The sequence below is a fragment of the Nitrosomonas sp. TNE100 genome, assembly GCF_055387135.1.
The window spans coordinates 2,255,400-2,276,350 of the sequence record NZ_AP040997.1; the positions used below are offsets into that span (position 1 = coordinate 2,255,400).

Consider the following 20,951-nt stretch of genomic DNA (forward strand, 5'->3'; position numbering starts at 1 on the left):
ATTATCTGACTGAAGTCTGGCTGATCATAGATAATGCATCCAGGTTCCCAAGATCTAACAGCTGATCAGCAAGATCAAGTATTGCGGGGCGCGCCGAAAGAATCAGAACTGTGCGATTACTAAGTAATACACGCAGCGCGCGCATCAAGAAAGGATTATCAGTATCGAAACAGGCAACACTTTCATCCAGAATAATAATACCGGGGTCCTTTAATAGCGCTCTGGCAATAAGAATGCGCTGGCGCTGGTCATCGGAAAGCACATCGTTACATTTCTTGAGCTTCGTTTGCAGACCATGTGGCAGCTTACAGATAAATTCCATTGCCTGACTAGCATGTGCTGCTGTAGTAATCGCTATCTCCTTACTGCAACGTAAACTGCCGTAGGCAATATTTGCTGCAATTGTGTCAGTTAAAAGATCTTCATCTGGAGTAATCCAGGCGATATTGCCACATAATTCAGCATAGCTTATCCGACTAATATCTTTATCATCCAGCAAAATTCTGCCGGTTGATGGCTGCTCGAAACCACAAACAAGATCGGCAAATAGTTTGTTAATACGAACATCATGATTTATTAATGCAGTTTTCTTTCCAGGAGCGATTTCAAGGTTAAAGTAGGGTAACCAAGATTTTTCCTGATAATCCTTATAACTAACACTCTCAAGCCGCAGCTCACCCTTGGCACGTTCAACCCGGACAACATGAGTATTTTCAACAACCATTTCAGAATTCTGATCCAACAATGAAAAAATAAAGTGCAATGCTTCATTACATTGCTGCAGTAACAAATTGATATGAGACAATCGCTTCAACGGAAAAACAAGCATCAGCCCTGCCGTAAAAAATGCAACAGCGTCCTCTGCAGTCAATTGGCCCAGAACAAGTTGTTGCAAAAAATAATAAAGAATCCCTGTAAATATCCCTGCCAGGAAAATGGAGGCCAATAATTCCAGTAGTCCTGTCTGATAGATCTGCCTCAGTAAAGTAAGTTGTAATTGCCTGAACACATTTCGGATACGCTCAACCTCTTGTTTATAACCTTTATCCAAGAAGATAACTCTGCTATGTCGCAGTGTTTTGGATATCACTCTGGAAACTTCATGTTGTTCTTGATCCAGCATACTTCGCTGATAAGTATTCGCATAAAATATTTGTCTGATTAAAAGCACTGCAGCCAGCACTGTTAGTATCAAAAGGGATATATCCGGATTCAGCCAGATCATTATTGAAAATAATCCGACTACAATCAGGGAATCTCTGTATAAACAGATTCCAAGTGAGATAGCATTGCGATATAGCTTTTCTATAGATTTGAAGAAGTATAAGGAAATTGTGTTAACAGGAAGATCGGAACAAGCTGGCGGCAATATCAGTAATTTCTTGAATATTTCCACACGTATATCCAGTATGAGCCCGTCAAGCAAGCGATGAATCACATAATATCCTGACCAACTGGCGATAACGATTATTAACAAGAGTACCACCAATATCAAAGGAAGTGATTGCAGTAACTGCCGATTACCTCCGGGTAATATTTGAGTAAATAATTGCCCTGCTATTAATGGGATTAATGAAGCTGAGATAGCAGCCAATCCGCCAACAACAATAATTATTATAAAGGATGTCCAGTGGGATCCATTCCAGGTTAAAAAGCGCTTCAACAGTTCAATCTGAATCACTAGCCGCTTATCTGGCATTGCAAGAGGGTAAGATGAGGGAATCAGTGTAACAAATAAAACTACATCAAATCACGAGGATACTGATAGTAACCTAACGATACAAAATATCAGAAGATATTTAGAAAACACCAATTATTTAATACGGTTTATTACTATAAATAAAAATTCGCTCAACTAATAATTGAATCAAGTAAGACAGCTACAGATGGAAATCAGGCGATGCTCACAGAAAAACTTTGTGCTTTCTGATTAACCTTAAAGACTAACTGCCCGAAATATCAACCAAGCTGTCATTTTATGATACAGGTTGCTTCAAATTGTCGAATAATTCAATAAGATCTACTAGAAAACATGCGCGTGTTATCGCAGGTTTGCAGAGATGAGATTCAATAAAAACTGAATAAAGCTCATGTGAGTAACGATTATCAAAGATAATTCGAGCTGAAAATACAGAAAAAGCAGGATAATTTAAATTATCCTGCTTTTTCTTACTTTTTTAATTCTAAGTTAGAATTCAGCAGTACGAATGATAATATTCTTAATCTTCTTCGGTATTGCTTTCACTTTGTTCGGAAGAAGATTCGTGTTCATGTTCATGTTCATGTTCATGCTCAGTGGCATTTTCATCCTCAGCATCTCCATGATGGTGTTCATGTGCCTCTTCTTTAGTGTCGGCAGACGCTCCTTGAACTAACGATGTAAATCGAGCAGTATATGTTTTATTATCCTCTGGTACTGCGAAAACAGATATTACTGTTTCGGGAGTAATTTTAAAATCGCCTGTTCCTTTCATGAAATTTGCAAATATAGGCGTCAGTTTTATTGAAACCTTGTTTCCATCTTTATCAAAAATATTTGCTTTTGCTGATCCGCCCTTAGAAAGTATTTGATCACGATTGTTTTGATCAGTAATATACAAACGTAATTCACCATCCTTAGCCAGCAATTCAAAGTGATACGGACCTGTTGCAAGCAATTGCCCGCCATGCGCTCCTTTTACTACTTTTGAATCCTCACCTGGATGTGAATGTGCCCACGCTGAACCAGTCAACAAAACAATCAAACCAGAAAAAACAACACCGACTAGAAAATTTTTCATACCACCCCCTCTCACAGTTAAAAATTGCTCTACAAGCTCTACAATTTTATTATTAAACCTACTTAAATAGGCCAACTAAAACTCTTCTTTCTGAAGTTTCTCTTGATAGAATTAATGTGCATGATTATGCAGCTGTGGCAATATCTCCTTTTCCTGATTAAGTTGCTGAAGTTGATCAGTAAGTAACACCAGGTTATCCCAGCCAAATTGATCCATCGAGGGTATCCATCGTGCACGCAAAAAGCCAAACCGATCAACAAGAAATTCCATGTGATCAGGTATATTACCTTTTCCTAGAATATCAGGATATTTAAGGGTTCGCCTATATAAAATGTAACTATCTTTTATTTCAAGCCATCCATCCCTTACCACTTCAATAGAGTTATTGGCAGCAAAGTCAGCTATTGCTGTTTCACTGTATTCATCTAAAGGAATAGCGAGTATAACAGTATTTAAGTTTCTAAATTTTTCGTAATTTTCGCTCAACTCTTTCAATCTTTCTAAAGAACTTGGCCAGCTAAAAAATGCCAGCAAAACATTTTTATTTTGTCGATATTCTTTAAGAGTACCAGTAGTGTCAGTATAGGTTGTAAACTGGAAATCAGGTGGTGTCGTTGAGAGTTTATATGAAGCAGCAATGGGACCCAGCCACCTTATCTGATAGCCACTCGACATTGCTCGAATATAATTAACAATATCCCATCGATCCTCTTCCTCTAGCTTTTCAGAAAAACCAGGCATGCCTGCTTCTTTAATACCATGACTTATCCAATGAAAAAAATCGCCAGCAAGATGTCTCGATGTATATAAATCAGTGAGTAAATCTGTAGGCATCTTCGGTAGGGTTTTAGCAAGAATGCCATTACCTATCCCTTGCGGCCCATGACAAGTGGAGCAAAATTCAGAAAAATAAGCTGTTCCATTCGAAATTGAAATTGCATCAAATGGAATTGGTGTATTTCGATATGTTTCAGGAAACGCATCAACAGCAAATTGGGGTAACGTAACAGCTGCGCAACCTAACATTAGCGCCATTGTCACCATATTATGTTTTCTGGAACTCCTGTTTTTTTTTATCCCCAGCAAGAATGAACCAATCGCTGTAACAAATAAAATGACTCCCAATACCAGAAAAAACTGAACACCTGGATCTTTCCATGTCCCCGCTCCCAAAGTTCCCTCTATTGTGAAGCGGAATGAATAGGGCCAATTTTCAACTATTGCATGTTTAGCGGGCACAGAGTTGGAGAGGATTGTTGCAAACAATACAAGCAACAATGCGAATAAAAATTCAATCCGAACCCATTTTCTTAATTTTTCCACCCCGATATTGGCAGCATCCCTATCATAATCATAGTTTTCTGCCTGAACAACTTTATACATTACTTTTGAAAATAGGAAATTCTTCCGTTCACTTTCCTTTTTAAGCTCGGAGAAATTAATCGAATCACAAACTCGTTCGAATGAAGGAAGCCACTTTGATCGTGCCTGGTAAGCTATCAATAAAATAACCACCAATAAAGAAATTTTGATGATCAATGCCCAACCATAAGTGCTCGCAACCAGTGCATGATAATAATTCTCAACCATCCGATCTGTCAGAACCAGGCCTGTTAATATAATTACAGTCATAGCAGGCAGGGCAATGAAAGAAAATTTCTTAAGGCTTTCTACATTCAAAACCAGTTGAGTGCCCTTTTCCTCACAATTACGTCGATCAAAAATAATAAACAAAAATGCCGGCAGCGCACCAAACCACACTCCAGCCATCAAAATATGCATGACATAAACAGGAGCATAAAACAAGAAATTCTCGTCTGAACCAGCATGACTTACCATAGCAGAAGCTATCAAAGGCAGAGATGCCAAGCCTGCAACCATGACGTAATGCCATCTGGCCCGCTCACGTTTTAGCGAGACAAATGTAGCAGCACCCAGCAAAAGCAAAGCTGATACCGCACGTACTGCCCACATGTGCCCCATATTGGTATGCTGGACAATTTTTATCCATGCATCAGGCTTCCATACGTTTGATTCAATCCCTGTTGCTTTTCCCGTAGTAGTTGCCAAGATCCCCACGAGACCAATTAAAACTATACAAGCCAACAATGGAAATAATTTTTCTAAACGTAGGATCCAGGAATTACTAAATAACTCCTTCCTTGCGCCCGCTATTGCAAGATAAGTACAACTGCCAAGCAATACCAGATTAGCAACAAGCTGTAACCAACGAGCGAGTATCGCAACAACTTCCATTACTTTTACTTAATTTTATTTTTCTTAACTGTAAATTTATATTCTGAATCCAGTACGTGCCCATCTACTGACAACACCCTAAACTTAACTGTATACCGACCTTCTGCTAATTCCGGCAGCTCCAGGTAGATAGATTTTGAATCATCTGGATGTGCAAGAGGTTTTTTTTCCGTTAAAACTTTATTATTCGCATCAAGCAAGGAAAGCGAAGCATAATCTGCCTCAATTTCCTCATTGAACCATAACCTAATTTGTTGCGGAGGATCGGCAAGAATAGCTCTGCGCGCAGGCTCAGCTTTAACTAGTTCAGCATGTGCAAACACAGCAGTGGGATGCGCCACCAGAATTACCAATCCAAATCCTAGAATTGCAATATTCATCTTTACCGTGGTAGTTAGCTTTATCATAATAAATTTAAAATAATTATTCTTGATCATATCATTATCCTATTGATAATTAAGACAAATAAAAGAATCGGGATTACTATTCACCAAATAAAACTTATTTTAGTATTCCTGTACGAATGATCCGACTATGTATTTTTTTCTTTTTGATTTTTTGAAGAGAAGAAGAAGTATCCACCGCCTATGACAATGATCAACAAGGGCCAGAAATACATATTCATCTTAAATTTGCCTCCTGTGCCCACAGCGAAAGGGAAGCGTGATACATGCTCTATTCCATTGTCCCTAACTGTTACCAGTCCTACAAAATTTCCTTCTGTGGGAAATGTATGTTCAAACGTGACTGATCCATTCGAGTACACTTTTGGAGGGATATGCATGACGGTAATCTCGTCAAGATTTCCTTCTTCCCCCGGCTCTGCACCTGTATCACGAATAATACGTACTTCTGTTGTTAACGGTCTCAGCGCTTCATCAATATAATCCAGTGCTACCACTGTACGACCAGTATTGGGTATATCCTCACAGAATTCCTGCTCTTGCGAGCTTTCAGGCTGGTAGCCCGTAAAGTGCATGGTATAAGGCCCAACCGTGAGTTTACACATATCCTCCGCCATAGACAGTCCGCCATGAGCATAAGCTTGCATCCAGCAGGTCATGCCCAGTAACATTCCAACCAGCCATTTAATGCCGGTTATTGTCCATCCTTTTGTCATCTATCTATCCTCCCTGTCTTTTATATTTTTGTCGCAAATCATGTCGGCACTCTCTATGAGACTGCCTGAATTTAATCGTCTTCAGATTTAAACCAGCTTTTTAAGCGGCCGGATTGTATCAGCTTATACAGCAGCCAACTCAGGAACAGGAGCGCAATTGCCGGGCCTGCCCAGGTGCGTGCAAGCTTGCCATAATCAACCATTTCAACTCGCAGCTGGTAATAATAATTTAGCGGAGGGACTCCTTCTGCCGTTACTATTACTGAATATAACCCTTTATCCAGTCTGCCTATTCCATTAATGACTCCATCGGGGTGATGAGCTGCATTGACCTGGATGATCATATCTCCTTCTTTTTCTTCACCTCTGAATACTTTCATACCCACCGGCATATCGCGCAAACCCAGGTCTATCAGATCCACAACCAAATAGGTATCTCCAGCCATTGGAATCTCCGTGCAATAATGCCCGCCCCGATCAAATTGAGGTTGATAGGTGTTCAGGTGCACCATATTTTCACCTATCTGGCGCACGCAGGTATCTTCCTCCAGTGATACACGACCATGCCCCAAGGCTGTATTCGTGTAACACAAGATGGCAAGAACACAAGTCATAAAAGCCAGTTGTACCGATTGCTTCAACATAATGACTCCTTGCTCCTGTCTTGATAAAAAACCACTTTTCTGCTTTTCCAACAGATGCTCTCTTCCCATTTTTATAATTCCTTTCAATTCAGTACTCAAGATACCGAATTTGACAGGCTGTCTGATGCTTTGTCTCAAAATCAGAATCACAATAAAAAACCGGTACACCTCTGCCTTGCGACAGGCGATGTACCGGTTCTTATTAACTAATACGCAGTACCTCAGTACTGTCTATTAGAGCTTGGTAAAGACTGGAATCACCGGACCAGCAATACTGTTGATATGGCGATTACCTTCTGAATCCCAAGACATTAACAGTCCGCCAAAACGGCTTTCCGGGTCACCCAGCAACGCCATCAGACGTTGGATTTCCCACAGAGCATCTTTGGCTTCCATCCTCAATTGCTTGGTCTCGCCTGGCTGAATTGCACCATCATCATCAAAATTCAAGCCTACTGCAACCAGTTCACGAGGATACTGTGGATCCAGGTACTTGCGGCCGGTACTGTTAACGAAACGAATACCTGCTGTGGTAAATTCACCAAATGTGACTGGTGTATCACCGTTGTTGGTTACTTCCATCGATACACGCAGTGCACGTCCCGGTACGTCATAGTTAGCATCTGTAATTTTGATTGCTACCGGATTTGGTGCTACCGGTAATGGTGCAACTTTGGATTGACCAGCCTGGATAGGTACTGTGTATGGATGCTTGGTTTCTGTATAGCGGTATCCACCCCATACTATCGCCAAGGTCAGGATTGCAAGTACCCAGGTGATTTTCTTATCCATCGGATCCAGCAACAGATCATCACCATAAGCGAGCAATACCCGGCTACGTGGCAGGAACATCGGACGCGCTACAAAGATACCAATCCAGAATATACCAATTGACATCCAGAGAATATGCCAGAAAATACCGTTTGACAGGTTGAATGTTTCCGAGTCAATTGTTTCGCCTGTCAGCAGCTTGAGTGGATTAGTAAAATCATCCCAGCTTCCGGTAACGTTCATCCATGCACCCGGTCCTGCAATTGGACCTGCATCTTTAACGTTTAACATGGCGTGCATGTGATGGCGTCCTGGAATACGTGCTCTCAGCTGAACTTCGAACGCATAGTCACGACCAATTTGCAGCGGACCTGAAATAAACCATGGGTGGCCATTAATCTTCGTACTCAAACGAACGTATACCGAACTTGGGCTACCTACGTTAAAGAATGCGAAATCCGGTCTTGCTGCCGCACGCGGCCAGTCTTCAGCCAAGTGAAATTTGCCGGTAATTTGGGCATTCTCATTGACTTTGGTTACTTCCGGACCCCATTTAACATCGTACCACTGTACTGTACGCATCCGAAGAAACGGTTCCTGGGATCGTTCTCCATGGGCTGCTACTGTTGAGACATCTAGTGTCACTGTCATGGTCAGTGCCGCCATTGCATAAACAGCAACGCCACAAAGTCCCATCATTCCACGTTTATAAAGGTTCTTGATACCCATTTTATTTGATCCCCTCTGGAAACCCTTCTTCACCAAATGCCGTAACATCATTGCGCTGTACAATACGTCCTCTTTTACCTTTAACGTAGAAGAAGGCTGTGCAGTAAACTTTTCCAAGATACCACCAGACTGCAAACATCAGCATGGATACAAACGCAGCGAAGAATGCCGCAATAACTGTGGTGTGACCACCAAAGGTACGTAATGAACCTTGTTCAATATGACGAACATACTCAGGTGTACCCGTACGAACATACAGGTGACCCATGTAGTCAGCCATCGACAACAGTGTTCCTTCTACAACGATTGGCAGATGGGTCGGGCCAAAGATTGGCCAGTTACCTGGGTAAAACATCAGGCCAAAGAATCCACCCCCAACCAATGCAGTCACCAACCAGTTACGTGTCAGATACATTGTGAAATCCAACATCAATGCACCCGGGAGCATGATACCTGGGGTTACAAAATTGAGTGGATAGTGTGACCACCAGTAGAAACCCCAGTAACGTGTCAGCCACTCACCTATCAGCAAACACACTACGCACAGAGTCGCACCAAATGGTTGACGGTAGTTGACCCACAGGTAATACATAATTGCCGAGCAATAGGTAATGCCTACAATAGGTGTTACTACAGGCCACCATTGACGATCTTTCCAGTCCATCCAGAAATCCCAGTCACCTGCCAACAACATGAAGTGCATATGGTAGGTACCTACCAACAGAACAACCAGAATCGGAAAATAAACCGCATCAATCAGGCGTGACATATGGACCGCTTCCGGCGGCATCTTGGCCGCTTTCAGGATCTCTTCTGTTCTAAATATACTCACCCTATCCTCCCCTCTTATAATTTAAAATTAACATCACGATTCCTCTTTTTCTTTAAGGTACCGCATTCCGATTACCGGCCGGCTAAACGTTAATTGCTTAACGTCAGCCAGTCATTTCTTTTTCCATATACCCCTTGAAATGTAGTTTCCCAGATTTCAAGGGGTATTCCGGACTAAGCTACAACCCGGTTATTCAGAATTTCTTTGCTTTGATTATTCCAGACCACGTCAGTCAGGTTGGAATAACGGGTAATGATTTGGGCAGCAACTCCACCCTGGAATAATCCAGCCCAACCGAGCACTACAAAACCCCAATGCAGCGGTGCGCTGAACAGCTCTTCCATGAACCAGAAAGCATGACCCCATTCATTCAGACCAACGTTTGGCAGAATCATCAGAGGACCTGCAATCGCCATCACCAGCGGGAAAGAAATTCCACGATGAAACAGCGGCAGACGGGTCATTGCATACAGATAGGTTGCAACTCCGCAGACGATGTACATCGGAAATGATCCATAAAACACGACTACGTGACTTGGTGTAAAGCTGGTGTCACGAATAATCACCTGGTGCCAGGAGGCATCTTGCTCCGTAAAGAAGCTACCACCCCAGTAAACACCAAAAATGTATACACCCAGCCACATCATGTAGTAGAAGTAGCGTTTGATTTCCAGTTTCGGATCCAGGTTATTCAATTGCTCTTCTGTATCACGTGTTTTCCAGATCCAGCCCCAGGTTACCAGTGCAAACAGCGGCATAATGGCCATGTGCACACGCCACAGGCCCATCCATACACGGTCAAACTCTGGTTCCATTGAATCCATTCCGTGTGAATAGGCAAAGTAACGTTGATACCATACCCAGAATATCGCCACCAACAACATGGTTATTAAACCAAATTTATAAAATTTGGAGTCATACCACAGTGACATGTCATAGCCTCTTGATGAGACTGATGAGGCACTGCTCGTTCCTAACGTAGTTGCCATCTCTTTATCCTCCTTTACACCACATTTTGTTAAAACCAGTAATGAAAATTAGAATTTTTCATTACTGTCCATCGCAAATAACCACATTTGAATCACGGTATTTGCTTGATTTTTGCCTCAGTATTTCTCATTTTGTTCCGGGAAGGCTTCTATACCCACACCAGATACATCCGAAAGACTAGTCACCTTGGCTCTTTTAGTCAAGCATTTTTATTCACACAACCACAAGGTTTAGTTAGTTAACACAAAATCAATTGATTGCAATAATCTTCACAGCACCCCCTCACAAAAACCAGATCATCCCTCAAAATAAAATAAACCATGAAAACTTTATGGATATAGGTTTTTGCATCTGTCTGCGTGGATAATTTAAACTTACAAAATGTGGAATACATTCCTTCTATTGCGGTTATTCTTATTACATGTCCAAAACCCATAATCCACTTCCTGACTTGGTAAACGAGCAAATTACTGCCGCCGTTGCAAGTTTACGTAAAGGTAATGTTATCGCTTTCCCAACAGAAACGGTTTATGGGCTGGGTGCGGATATTTCTCACCCCAAAGCAATTCAGAAGATATTTGATATCAAAGGCAGGCCTCCTGACCATCCACTCATAGTTCATTTTGCTAAGTCAGCCGAGCTCGAATTTTGGGCGGAAAATATACCTACAACAGCACTTATGCTGGCTAAACATTTCTGGCCTGGCCCATTAACCTTAATCCTGCCCAAAAGCAGGCATATTCCACTTAGCGTTACAGGAGGGCAAGATACTGTAGGATTACGTGTTCCCAGTCACCCAGTTGCACTCAGGCTTTTAGAGGAGCTTGGCGGTTATAAAGCAATCGCCGCGCCCTCGGCCAATCGCTTCGGCTTTGTTAGCCCCACATCTGCTGACCATGTAAAGAAAGAATTTGGGGATCGTATTGATATAATTCTCGACGGCGGATCCTGCGAAGTAGGTCTTGAAAGTACAATCGTCAGTTGTATTGATAATGAAGTCGCGATACTGCGCCCTGGTGGAATTTCGGTTTTATCTATTGAAAATGTGCTTAAGCAGAAGATTTTTGTTCGATCTCACGGTAATTCAATCCGGGCTCCAGGATCCTTGACATCACATTACGCAACCACAACACCACTTGAAATCTGCCATGGTGAATCTCTTTTTTTACGCTCTTCCATCCTTTTGCAGCAAGGAATACGCACAGCAGTTATAGTACGAAGCGTGCGTGAAGATTTTGTTCAAGATGCAAATAACAAACTTCACTGTGTTTTTATGCCTAATGATCCGGTTAGGTTTGGGAGGGATTTATACGCGACTCTGCGTAGACTTGATAATGAAAATTTCCAACAAATTCTAGTTGAAGCACCGCCTGATAATTTAGAATGGCTAGCCATTGCTGATCGATTAAATCGAGCCAGCTACTCATTTTATAAATAAATCTTAAAAAGACAATGGCTCTTTCAGCAGTCCTCTTTGACGTTGACGGTACTCTCGCAGATACTGAGCGAGATGGACACCGGCTCGCTTTTAATCAAGCCTTTAATGAACTTCAACTTGATTGGCAGTGGGATATAGATCTATACGGCGTCCTACTCCAGATCACTGGTGGCAAGGAACGTATCCGCTTTTATCTAGAAAATTATGTGCCTTCATTCCTTGACAGGAGCGATCTCGATGAATGGATTACACAAATTCATAAAGTCAAAACCAGATATTTCCTTAATTTGCTGAAAGAAGGAAGAATACCGCTACGTCCCGGTATTAAGCGCCTATTCGATGAATTGCGAAAAAACAATATAAAAATTGCAATCGCCACAACTACAACGTACGAGAATGTCAGCACCTTACTTCAGTGCACACTTGGAGACGATGCTCTTTCCTGGTTCACTGTAATAGGCGCGGGAGATATTGTTCCAAGAAAAAAGCCTGCGCCAGATATTTATCATTGGGTACTTAGCCAACTTGGCCTGCCAGCCGAAGATTGTATTGCAATTGAAGATTCAGAAAATGGATTAAAATCCGCTACGGCTGCAGGAATTAAAACAATTATCACAACCAGCGAATATACTCGGCAGCAGGATTTTAATAATGCGGCTTTAGTCTTAGAAGACTTGGAAAATGTGATGATAGCCTCTCATAACGAGCCATTAAGTGTCCAAACGCTCATTAATCTAAACCGAAGAACTCCAATTTGATTTGATTTGATTTGATTTATATCTACTACATAGACAATAGCTATCGAACAGGCAAATAGCCAAGAGGATCTACAGGCTTACCCTTTTCACGAATTTCGAAATGAAGTTTTACCACGCCACCATCAGTATTACCCATTTCAGCAATTTTCTGTCCTTTAGAAACATTCTCCCCCTCATGCACAAAGATTTTACTGTTATGCCCATAAGCACTCAAATAACTATCATTATGCTTAATAATAATTAAGTTGCCATATCCGCGCAAACCGTTACCACTATAAACTACTGTCCCAGAAGCTGATGCCAGAACTGGTTGCTTAAAACTGCCACTTATTCCCACACCTTTTGATTTTTCAGAAAATCTGCTTATTATTTGTCCATCTGCCGGCCACCCCCAATTAATGCCACTCTTATTTGCACTCACACTTATTGATTGACCAGGATCGCTGTTACCTCCCCCTCCGACACTGCCAACTTGATAAGAATCTGAATTTTTTTCAGCTAATTTCTGGGCCGATACAGTTTTAGATTGATTATTCAGCTGATCACGAGCCGAATCCGAATAAGGCAGCAAAACCCCTTTTGGTTCTGTCTTGAAAGATTCAGATGCCTTCTCCCCAGTCTCAGAAAAACCAGGTTGATAGCCACCAGTTACTACACCCACATCCTCGGGTTGAGCTATTGAGTAAAGCGTAGGTTGAGAGGTAAGGCTTTCCTGTTGAGAAATTAATCCTTCTGCAGGAAGTGTCTGCAAATAAAGCTCTTGGCCAACCCGCAACTCCCTGGGATCTGTAATATTATTTATCCCAGCCAACTGATTAATATCCAAACCATGTCTGAGAGCAATACTATACAAAGTATCACCACTTTGCACTATGTAGGTTTTTCTATCTAAAAGACCTTTTGTAGCATTATTCCCTTCATCAGAATAACGACCAAGCTGTCGCTCAACGATTGGCGCGGGGTCAGGCTTTGAAACACAAGCACCCAAGGACAGGACAAGAAATAAAAGAATTATTTGCATGAACATAGATATTTAGCTCTACGCTATCCGCCACATTTAGATTAAATTGCTATAGAAAATAAGAAATTGAAAGTTTAAGATACAGCCAACAACATGACTGCCTCTATTCCTTGAAGATAAGTACTCCCTACCTGTTGATTGTCCCGGGAAGAATGGGCACAAACATTACCTCATCCAAGATCGTTTCAACAAAACCCTCGGTAGTATGATCAATTACACAAAGATACTGCTGCCTGTTTCCTTTCGGGAATACCATCCTGCCACCCATTGCCAATTGTTCCAAGAGCGTCTCTGGTATCTCTGGAATAACTGCAGTCATCATTATTCCATCGAATGGACCCGCCTCCAACAATCCACGCATTCCATCAGCATGTTTCAGGTAAATATTACGAATACCCAATTCACGCAATCGAATGCGAGTACGTGTCAACAAGGGACCTATCCGCTCAATTGAATAGACTTCATTCGCTATCTTGGCCAAAACAGCAGTCTGATAGCCGCACCCTGTTCCGATTTCCAGTACTTTTCTCAGCGAATTGTTCCCACCATTCCGCAGCAATTCACTCATACGGCCTACAATCCAGGGGCTGGAGATTGTTTGTCCGTAATTAATTGGCAATGCCACATCTTCATATGCCCGGGATGCCAATGCTTCTTCAACGAAAAGATGGCGTGGAATAGAACCCATTGCAGCCAATACCACCTCATCTCTAACACCTTGCTCCCTTAAACGCTCGACCATGCGAACCCTCGTTCGCGGCGAAGTCATGCCAATACCAGAATGGCGTACACTCACGCACCAACTCTCCTTTATTATTTCTTTCCAGCAAATAACCGGATCTGACTATTCCTACTATCTTTCATAAAAGAACCAGCCTGATAATACATCAAGGGAGAAGAAAATAACGAGAAGCCAACCCATTTCAAACAAATCCCAACTTCTTTCATTCCGAAAACACACTTATTAATTGAAATCACGGCAGCCATTAAAAAACCAGCCAGTTTTTGACATAACCAATCTGGTCGTAACGCGTCAAATCTATTTGCAAAGGTGTTATCGATACCCGGTTATTCTGAAGAGCATGGAAATCTGTTCCCTCACTCGCGTCTTGGGCCGCACCTGCAGCACCCACCCAATACACTGTTTCTCCTCGTGGAGTCTGGTATTTAATCACAGGCTCCGCTTTATGACGGCGACCTAAGCGTGTTACTTCTATCCCCTGCAATTCTTCATACGGTAAATCAGGAACATTTACGTTAAGCAGAATGGGGACATGAAACTTATTATCTATAAATCGTTTCACGAGATCTAAAACAATCTTTGCTGCAGTTGGAAAGTTACCACGTGACATACTTACTAAAGATACCGCAATTGAAGGTAATCCCAATAAAAAACCTTCGGTGGCGGCAGCCACAGTACCCGAATAAACCGTATCATCCCCCATGTTGGCACCATCATTGATTCCAGAGATCACCATATCGGGTAGTTCATCCAACATGCCAGTTACAGCAAGATGGACACAATCTGTCGGGGTACCGTTTACATAATAAAAACCATTGTGTGATTTATGTAAACTGAGGGGGCGATCTAATGTAAGCGAATTACTTGCTCCGCTACGATCACGCTCTGGTGCGACAACTGTTACATCTGCAATATCAGAAAGTATTTTTGCAAGATTAGCAATACCTGGCGCAAAATACCCATCATCATTACTGAGCAAAATGCGCATTTCTACACCCTTAAAAAATAAGTAATGTGATTAATCACCCCGCATTCTCAGAAATGACTAGCTGCTTATGCCGGATAGCAACCATATGATAGTCACAGATATATAAAACTTGATTTTTAACGGACTAACCTATAGTCGAAATGAGGAATATTTTTATAAAACTGGTCGGGGCGAGAGGATTTGAACCTCCGACCACTTGCACCCCATGCAAGTACGCTACCAGACTGCGCTACGCCCCGTATCGATTAATTATAACAAAACATACATCAATCCAATTGTTTGCGATATAGCAACACTACCTGTCTACCGATCAATTTAAACCGACTCTCCCTTGTCACATACTAGCTACAATCAAAGCTATAGCGCGAACAACTCTCTCGTAAACAGGAAAGAGCACTCCCTGATGCTAGCAATTGTATCGATCCCCATAGCTTCAATAAAATCTTACAGGGAAAACACATACTCCGGTTATACAGAATATGTATCCTGATTTGCTATACACATTTATCTTATTTACCACTCAAAACAATATATATTTATCAATATAAAAAAACGGAATGTTAATTTACGTTTGGTTCCCCACGATAGTTAGCTTCTACCATAGATTTAAGCTTCTGGCTTGCATGAAAAGTAACCACTCTTCGTGCTGAAATGGGAATTTCTTCACCAGTTTTGGGATTCCGCCCCGGCCGTTGTGGTTTAGTCCTCAATTGAAAGTTGCCAAAGCCTGAAAGTTTTACACCATCACCATTTTGGAGCGCTGTGCGCATTTCTTCATAAAAACACTCGACAATTTCTTTTGCTTCACGTTTATTCAGACCGATATTTTCAAATAATAAATCGGTTAGCTCTGCTTTGGTTAAAGCCATATATCCACCCTTAAGTTAGAAAACAGAGTAAATGTCTTGAACTAACACCAGGATTTGCCGGATTTGAGCAATCATAACGCACCAAGTGAAAGAGTGAAGACAATCGCTCATGATTTCGAAATACACGACAAATCTATACCGCGAAGAACTCAGGAAAAAAAACGTTCTTCCCACCAATTCAGCCGGCCAGTCTCAGCGGACAGAACTCCCAACTAGCCGCGTAGTGTTGCACCAAACTTTCGACCGAGAACATTGATCAGCCCATTTACTGCTTGATCGATTTCCTGATCTGTAAGGTTTTTTTCAGTACCTTGCAACAAAATACGGAAAGCAAGGCTCTTCTTCCCTTGCTCTAAATTTTCACCACTATATAAATCAAATAAAGATATCTCACTGACGCTTTTATCTTTTTCTGAGTTCATTGCTTCCAGTAACTTGGCCATACTTACCTCATTCTCTACCACCACCGCAATATCACGCCTTACTGGTGGAAATTTTGAGAGTACTTGCATCATCGGCAGCAAGTCACTAGCAAGAGCTTCTATTTGCAATTCAAATAGGATCGCAGATTGTGATAAATGATATTTTCTCTGCCAACGAGGATGAAGTTCTCCTATCCAGCCAATCGGACTCTTGTCAATCAGAATTCTGGCTGATTTTCCTGGATGTAATGCCGGATGAACAGCCGACTCGAAATCAATATTTCTTGGCCAGAATAAGGACTCAACATCCATTTTGACATCATAAAAATCAACATCCCGATCCGTAACACCCCATTGCTCCGGATGCACATTCCCTGAACAAAGAACGGCCAGATTCTCTACCTCTTTTTCTTCATCATTATCCTTGCTGAAACAGGAACCTATCTCAAAAATCCTAACCCTACTTTGCTTGCGATTCAGATTAAATTGTAGATTGTTGATCAATCCGCCAAAAAGGCTGCTACGCATAACATCCATATGACTTGCAATTGGATTCTTCAGTTTTACCGGTAAGTTATTTCCGCAAAGATCTGCTTCCCACTGAGTGTCTACAAATGTGTAATTAATAACCTCCTGATAATCCCTTGCCACCAGAATTTGACGCAATCGCTTAACAGGCGCAATACCAATTTCTGGTTCCGTTAGCATATGTGCCGATGCCTTGGGCAACTGCGCGGGAATCAGGTCATATCCATGCATACGCGCAAGCTCTTCAATAAAATCTTCTTCGATGACTAAATCAAAGCGCGATGCAGGTGGCACTACATAAAACGTATCGCCGCTAACAGAGTGACCAAATTGTAATCTCCGGAAATATTCTGATATCAGTTCAATCCCAAAATCCACTCCCAGGATCTTTGCTATGCGCTTTTGACGAACCTCGACCGCATCTCGTCGCGGCAAATCGTTACTAACCTCTACTATTGGGCCTATTTTCCCCCCACATATATCCAAAACCAGCGCAGTGGCACGCTCAAGTGCATTACGCGTCATGGAGAAATCCACCCCTCGTTCGAATCGATGCGAGGAATCCGAGCTAAAACCCAATTTAAATGACTTGCCACTAATCGCAGCCGGCGAAAAAAAAGCACTCTCGATAAAAATATCCGTTGTGCCTCCCTCTACCCCACTTTCACTGCCACCCATGATGCCAGCCAATGCCAAAGGTTTGCTACTATCAGCTATGACTAACAGATCTTCTTGCAAATCAAGGCATTCACCGTTTAACAGTCGTAAGCGTTCATTTGCAACGGCATAGCGCACACGGATCTCCTGTTCTGCCCCTTTTTCAATCTTAGCAAGATCAAAAGCATGCATCGGCTGACCTGTTTCCAGCATGACATAGTTAATAATATCAACCACCGGATTAATCAGACGCAAACCAGCCCGCACCAAATACTGATTCATCCACAGAGGAGTTTGTGTGCTGGTGATGATACCTTTGACGATACGACCACAGTAAAGCGGGCAGGATTGAGGCTCTTCAACCCGGATTCGCAGAACATCTGCAATTTCAGGATTAACAGGTTTAATTTCTGGCAAATTGAGTTTGCCAGCAGTAATAGCAGCGACCTCGCGAGCAATACCGAACATCCCCAAGCAATCAGCTCGATTAGGCGTCAATTTCAGGGTAAAAATACTATCATCCAACCCGTCATATTCTCTAAAGCTGATACCTGCAGGCGCATCATCTGGAAGTTCAATAAGTCCGTCAGCCTCACTTTCCAACCCGAGTTCTCTTGCAGAACACAACATGCCAAAAGATTCCACACCGCGTATCTTACCTTGCCATATATTCAATTCTGGCAGCCGTGCACCTATCAAGGCACATACGGTCTTCATTCCTTCTGTAACATTCTGTGCCCCACAAACGATTTGTAAAGGTTCATCAGAATAGTTTCCCACATCCACCTTACATACTCTTAGCCGATCGGCATTTGCATGTTTTTGAACAGACATCACCTCTGCGATGACCACTTTGTCAAAAAAAGGAGCAACCGGCACCACACTCTCAACTTCTAATCCAGCCATAGTCAACTTGTGTGCCAGCTCTTCATCAGAGCATTGGTAGTCAACCAATTTACGTAGCCAGTTCCCGGGAAATTTCATAACTACAAGTCTAGAGCATCAATTAAATTGTTTCAGAAAACGTAAGTCATTTTCAAAGAATAGACGCAGATCATTAACTCCATAACGCAACATAGTTAAACGTTCGACACCCAGCCCGAAAGCAAATCCAATATTTTCTTCACTATTCAAGCCAACATGATTCATGACATTAGGATGTACCATGCCGCATCCAAGCACCTCCAACCAACCAGTTTCACCGCAAACTCGACAACCTTTACCATTACACATTACACATGCAATGTCCATTTCAGCAGAAGGTTCGGTAAAAGGGAAAAAAGAGGGACGGAATCTTACTGATAAATTATCCTTTTCAAAGAAATTTCTCATAAATTCCACCAGCACACCCTTTAATGCAGAGAAACTGACATTTTCATCTATCCACAGCCCCTCAACCTGATGGAACATTGGCGTATGAGTTACATCAGAATCACAGCGATACACCCGTCCAGGAGCAATAATCTTTATAGGTGGCTGGTGATTTTGCATATAGTGAATCTGCACCGGCGATGTATGTGTTCGCAACAGCTTCCCGCCTTCAATATAGAAAGTATCGTGCATAGCACGCGCAGGATGATTCTCGGCAATATTTAGTGCCGTAAAATTATAGAAATCTGTTTCGATTTCAGGGCCAGTTGCAATATCAAATCCAATCGAATGAAACAGCGACTCAATACGAGTTAGTGTTAGCGTAACCGGGTGCTCCCCCCCTAACCCGAATCCACGCCCAGGCAAAGACACATCCAAACTTTCCTCAGCCAGACGAGCCGACATATTTTTCTCATGAATTACATTTCGGCGTTCAGTCAAAGCATCTTCCAACAACTTTTTCGCCTGATTAATTCGCTCTCCCATTACCGGTCTTTCTTCCGGGGTCAGTTCCCTGAGTTTTTTCAGCAAAAGTGTAACTTCCCCTGCTTTACCCAGATATCGCGCCTTAATTTGCTCTAGGTCAACAACACTTTCCGCCTGATCAAATAATTTTATTGCGGTACTGACCAAATCTTCCAGATTATTCATGGCAATGAAATGATCCACTCATAAAAAAGGGAGGTCGAGCTAACATAGTGCAGACCTCCCCTGATAAATTTGTATACAAACTGTTTTTTAGTTTGCCAGGCTAGTTTTTACTTGATTGGTTATTTTTTCAAAGGCAGCTTTATCAAACACAGCCAAATCAGCCAACACTTTTCTATCAAGACCAATTCCTGATTTCTTGAGCCCATTCATAAAGGTGCTGTAAGTCATTCCTAACTCTCGCACTGCCGCATTGATGCGCGCAATCCACAAAGCCCGAAACTGTCGTTTTCTTTGACGTCGATCACGATAAGCATACTGCCCTGCCTTCATAACAGCCTGTTTTGCAATACGGTATATATTTTTCCGCCTACCGCGATATCCCTTTGCCAGCTTAAGTACTTTTTTATGTCGTGCCCTTGCCGTTACGCTTCGTTTTACTCTTGGCATTATCTATCTCCTCAGGCGTAAGGCAGCATTGCGCGTACAGATGCCACATCGCTTGCATGAACGACAGTCATACCTCTTAGTTGCCGCTTATTTTTAGTTGTTTTTTTAGTGAGAATATGTCGTTTAAACGCTTGCGAACGTTTTATACTTCCTCCCGCTCTTATTCTAAAGCGCTTTGCAGCACTTTTCTTAGTTTTCATTTTAGGCATAAAGCAACACTTCCTTTTTAATATGAACCAAGGTGTCTCTAATTAGAGAACTTTTAAAACCTTGATATCACTTATTTTAAATAAACCAGCAAGAACATATTTTACGGCAGCAAGATAATTCGCTACTTACTAAGTTACAGTTTCGTTTTTTGTATCCGCTTCCCGCTACTTATCAGATTTGGCCACCTTCACCTCTTTTTTTCTAGGCGCCAGAACCATCACCATCTGCCGTCCTTCCAATCTAGGAAACTGCTCAACAACGGCATGCTCCTCAAGTTCTTCTCTTACCCTTTCAAGCAGTCTAATACCAAATTCCTGATGCGCCATCTCCCTTCCACGGAACCGGAGTGTAACTTTAACCTTGTCGCCTTCATTTAAGAAATTGATTAAATTCCGCAGCTTAATACTATAATCACCCTCATCTGTATTGGGTCTGAGTTTAATCTCTTTTACCTGTATCTGTTTTTGCCTCAGCTTGGCATCGTGCTTCTTTTTGCTTTCCTGATAAAGATATTTTCCATAATCCATCAACCTGCAAACTGGAGGCTCCGCACTTGGTGCAATTTCTACAATATCTACACCAGACTCTTCAGCCAACTCTTTTGCTTCAGCTATTGGTACTATCCCCACCTGCTCACCGTTCACGCCAATCAATCTGACTTGTAGTGCCGTGATTTCATCATTAACCCTTACAGTCTTTTCTTGAGCTATGGTACCCTCCGTAAATC

The 20,951-nt window shown here is 42.0% G+C and carries 20 protein-coding genes and 1 tRNA gene; 2 read left to right on the forward strand and 19 right to left on the reverse strand.

Features of this window, described 5'->3' with window-relative positions; translation table 11 throughout:
• Nucleotide 1: 1 nt before the first annotated feature.
• The 9 genes from ACZ5EJ_RS10810 to ACZ5EJ_RS10850 form a co-directional block, all read right to left on the reverse strand.
• Nucleotides 2-1,699, reverse strand: a complete 1,698-nt coding sequence (locus ACZ5EJ_RS10810; protein ID WP_074456168.1) for an ATP-binding cassette domain-containing protein — start codon at nucleotides 1,697-1,699, stop codon at nucleotides 2-4.
• Between the two features lie 520 nt (nucleotides 1,700-2,219).
• Nucleotides 2,220-2,855 carry a hypothetical protein gene (locus tag ACZ5EJ_RS10815; RefSeq protein ID WP_256328336.1) on the reverse strand — a complete coding sequence of 212 codons (636 nt, stop codon included), beginning with the start codon at nucleotides 2,853-2,855 and terminating at the stop codon, nucleotides 2,220-2,222.
• 36 nt (nucleotides 2,856-2,891) lie between these two features.
• Entirely contained in the window at nucleotides 2,892-5,036 is a 2,145-nt protein-coding gene (locus ACZ5EJ_RS10820; protein ID WP_074456166.1) for a CopD family protein, read from the reverse strand.
• A gap of 5 nt (nucleotides 5,037-5,041) precedes the next feature.
• The gene (locus ACZ5EJ_RS10825) at nucleotides 5,042-5,473 is read right to left on the reverse strand and encodes a copper resistance CopC family protein (RefSeq protein ID WP_074456165.1); all 432 of its coding nucleotides are present in this window, start codon (nucleotides 5,471-5,473) and stop codon (nucleotides 5,042-5,044) included.
• Nucleotides 5,474-5,568: 95 nt separating this feature from the next.
• Nucleotides 5,569-6,156 carry a hypothetical protein gene (locus tag ACZ5EJ_RS10830; RefSeq protein WP_074456501.1) on the reverse strand — a complete coding sequence of 196 codons (588 nt, stop codon included), beginning with the start codon at nucleotides 6,154-6,156 and terminating at the stop codon, nucleotides 5,569-5,571.
• A 71-nt stretch (nucleotides 6,157-6,227) separates the two neighbouring features.
• Entirely contained in the window at nucleotides 6,228-6,869 is a 642-nt protein-coding gene (locus ACZ5EJ_RS10835) for a hypothetical protein (protein ID WP_107818444.1), read from the reverse strand.
• A 165-nt stretch (nucleotides 6,870-7,034) separates the two neighbouring features.
• Nucleotides 7,035-8,300 (reverse strand): methane monooxygenase/ammonia monooxygenase subunit B, encoded by a 1,266-nt coding sequence (locus ACZ5EJ_RS10840; RefSeq protein WP_074456502.1) that lies wholly within the window; start codon nucleotides 8,298-8,300, stop codon nucleotides 7,035-7,037.
• A gap of 1 nt (nucleotide 8,301) precedes the next feature.
• Nucleotides 8,302-9,132: a methane monooxygenase/ammonia monooxygenase subunit A gene (locus ACZ5EJ_RS10845; protein WP_011635097.1), complete on the reverse strand. Its 831-nt coding sequence runs from the start codon at nucleotides 9,130-9,132 to the stop codon at nucleotides 8,302-8,304.
• Between the two features lie 173 nt (nucleotides 9,133-9,305).
• Nucleotides 9,306-10,121, reverse strand: coding sequence for a methane monooxygenase/ammonia monooxygenase subunit C (locus tag ACZ5EJ_RS10850; RefSeq protein ID WP_011635098.1), 816 nt, complete (start codon nucleotides 10,119-10,121; stop codon nucleotides 9,306-9,308).
• 422 nt (nucleotides 10,122-10,543) lie between these two features.
• On the opposite strand from ACZ5EJ_RS10850, the gene ACZ5EJ_RS10855 reads away from it, so the two are divergent.
• Both ACZ5EJ_RS10855 and ACZ5EJ_RS10860 read left to right on the forward strand, forming a co-directional pair.
• Nucleotides 10,544-11,560, forward strand: a complete 1,017-nt coding sequence (locus tag ACZ5EJ_RS10855; protein WP_083331385.1) for an L-threonylcarbamoyladenylate synthase — start codon at nucleotides 10,544-10,546, stop codon at nucleotides 11,558-11,560.
• Between the two features lie 14 nt (nucleotides 11,561-11,574).
• On the forward strand, nucleotides 11,575-12,318 hold the full coding sequence (locus ACZ5EJ_RS10860; RefSeq protein ID WP_074456460.1) for an HAD family hydrolase: 744 nt from the start codon (nucleotides 11,575-11,577) through the stop codon (nucleotides 12,316-12,318).
• 40 nt (nucleotides 12,319-12,358) lie between these two features.
• Here the strand turns inward: ACZ5EJ_RS10860 and ACZ5EJ_RS10865 are convergent, their stop codons facing one another.
• The 10 genes from ACZ5EJ_RS10865 to infC form a co-directional block, all read right to left on the reverse strand.
• Nucleotides 12,359-13,339: a peptidoglycan DD-metalloendopeptidase family protein gene (locus ACZ5EJ_RS10865; protein ID WP_240142282.1), complete on the reverse strand. Its 981-nt coding sequence runs from the start codon at nucleotides 13,337-13,339 to the stop codon at nucleotides 12,359-12,361.
• Nucleotides 13,340-13,466: 127 nt separating this feature from the next.
• A complete protein-coding gene (locus tag ACZ5EJ_RS10870; RefSeq protein WP_011635313.1) occupies nucleotides 13,467-14,135 on the reverse strand; it encodes a protein-L-isoaspartate(D-aspartate) O-methyltransferase in 669 nt (222 codons plus the stop codon).
• A 190-nt stretch (nucleotides 14,136-14,325) separates the two neighbouring features.
• On the reverse strand, nucleotides 14,326-15,069 hold the full coding sequence (surE, locus tag ACZ5EJ_RS10875; RefSeq protein ID WP_011635314.1) for a 5'/3'-nucleotidase SurE: 744 nt from the start codon (nucleotides 15,067-15,069) through the stop codon (nucleotides 14,326-14,328).
• Nucleotides 15,070-15,231: 162 nt separating this feature from the next.
• Nucleotides 15,232-15,308: transfer RNA gene (locus ACZ5EJ_RS10880), tRNA-Pro, on the reverse strand.
• A gap of 321 nt (nucleotides 15,309-15,629) precedes the next feature.
• Nucleotides 15,630-15,938, reverse strand: a complete 309-nt coding sequence (locus tag ACZ5EJ_RS10885; protein ID WP_011635315.1) for an integration host factor subunit alpha — start codon at nucleotides 15,936-15,938, stop codon at nucleotides 15,630-15,632.
• Between the two features lie 212 nt (nucleotides 15,939-16,150).
• Nucleotides 16,151-18,529, reverse strand: coding sequence for a phenylalanine--tRNA ligase subunit beta (gene pheT / locus ACZ5EJ_RS10890; RefSeq protein ID WP_464557070.1), 2,379 nt, complete (start codon nucleotides 18,527-18,529; stop codon nucleotides 16,151-16,153).
• Between the two features lie 18 nt (nucleotides 18,530-18,547).
• A complete protein-coding gene (gene pheS, locus ACZ5EJ_RS10895) occupies nucleotides 18,548-19,567 on the reverse strand; it encodes a phenylalanine--tRNA ligase subunit alpha (RefSeq protein ID WP_041353584.1) in 1,020 nt (339 codons plus the stop codon).
• 87 nt (nucleotides 19,568-19,654) lie between these two features.
• Entirely contained in the window at nucleotides 19,655-20,014 is a 360-nt protein-coding gene (rplT, locus tag ACZ5EJ_RS10900) for a 50S ribosomal protein L20 (protein WP_011635318.1), read from the reverse strand.
• An 11-nt stretch (nucleotides 20,015-20,025) separates the two neighbouring features.
• Nucleotides 20,026-20,223, reverse strand: a complete 198-nt coding sequence (gene rpmI / locus ACZ5EJ_RS10905) for a 50S ribosomal protein L35 (RefSeq protein WP_011635319.1) — start codon at nucleotides 20,221-20,223, stop codon at nucleotides 20,026-20,028.
• 165 nt (nucleotides 20,224-20,388) lie between these two features.
• On the reverse strand, nucleotides 20,389-20,934 hold the full coding sequence (gene infC / locus ACZ5EJ_RS10910; protein ID WP_074456457.1) for a translation initiation factor IF-3: 546 nt from the start codon (nucleotides 20,932-20,934) through the stop codon (nucleotides 20,389-20,391).
• Nucleotides 20,935-20,951: the final 17 nt, after the last annotated feature.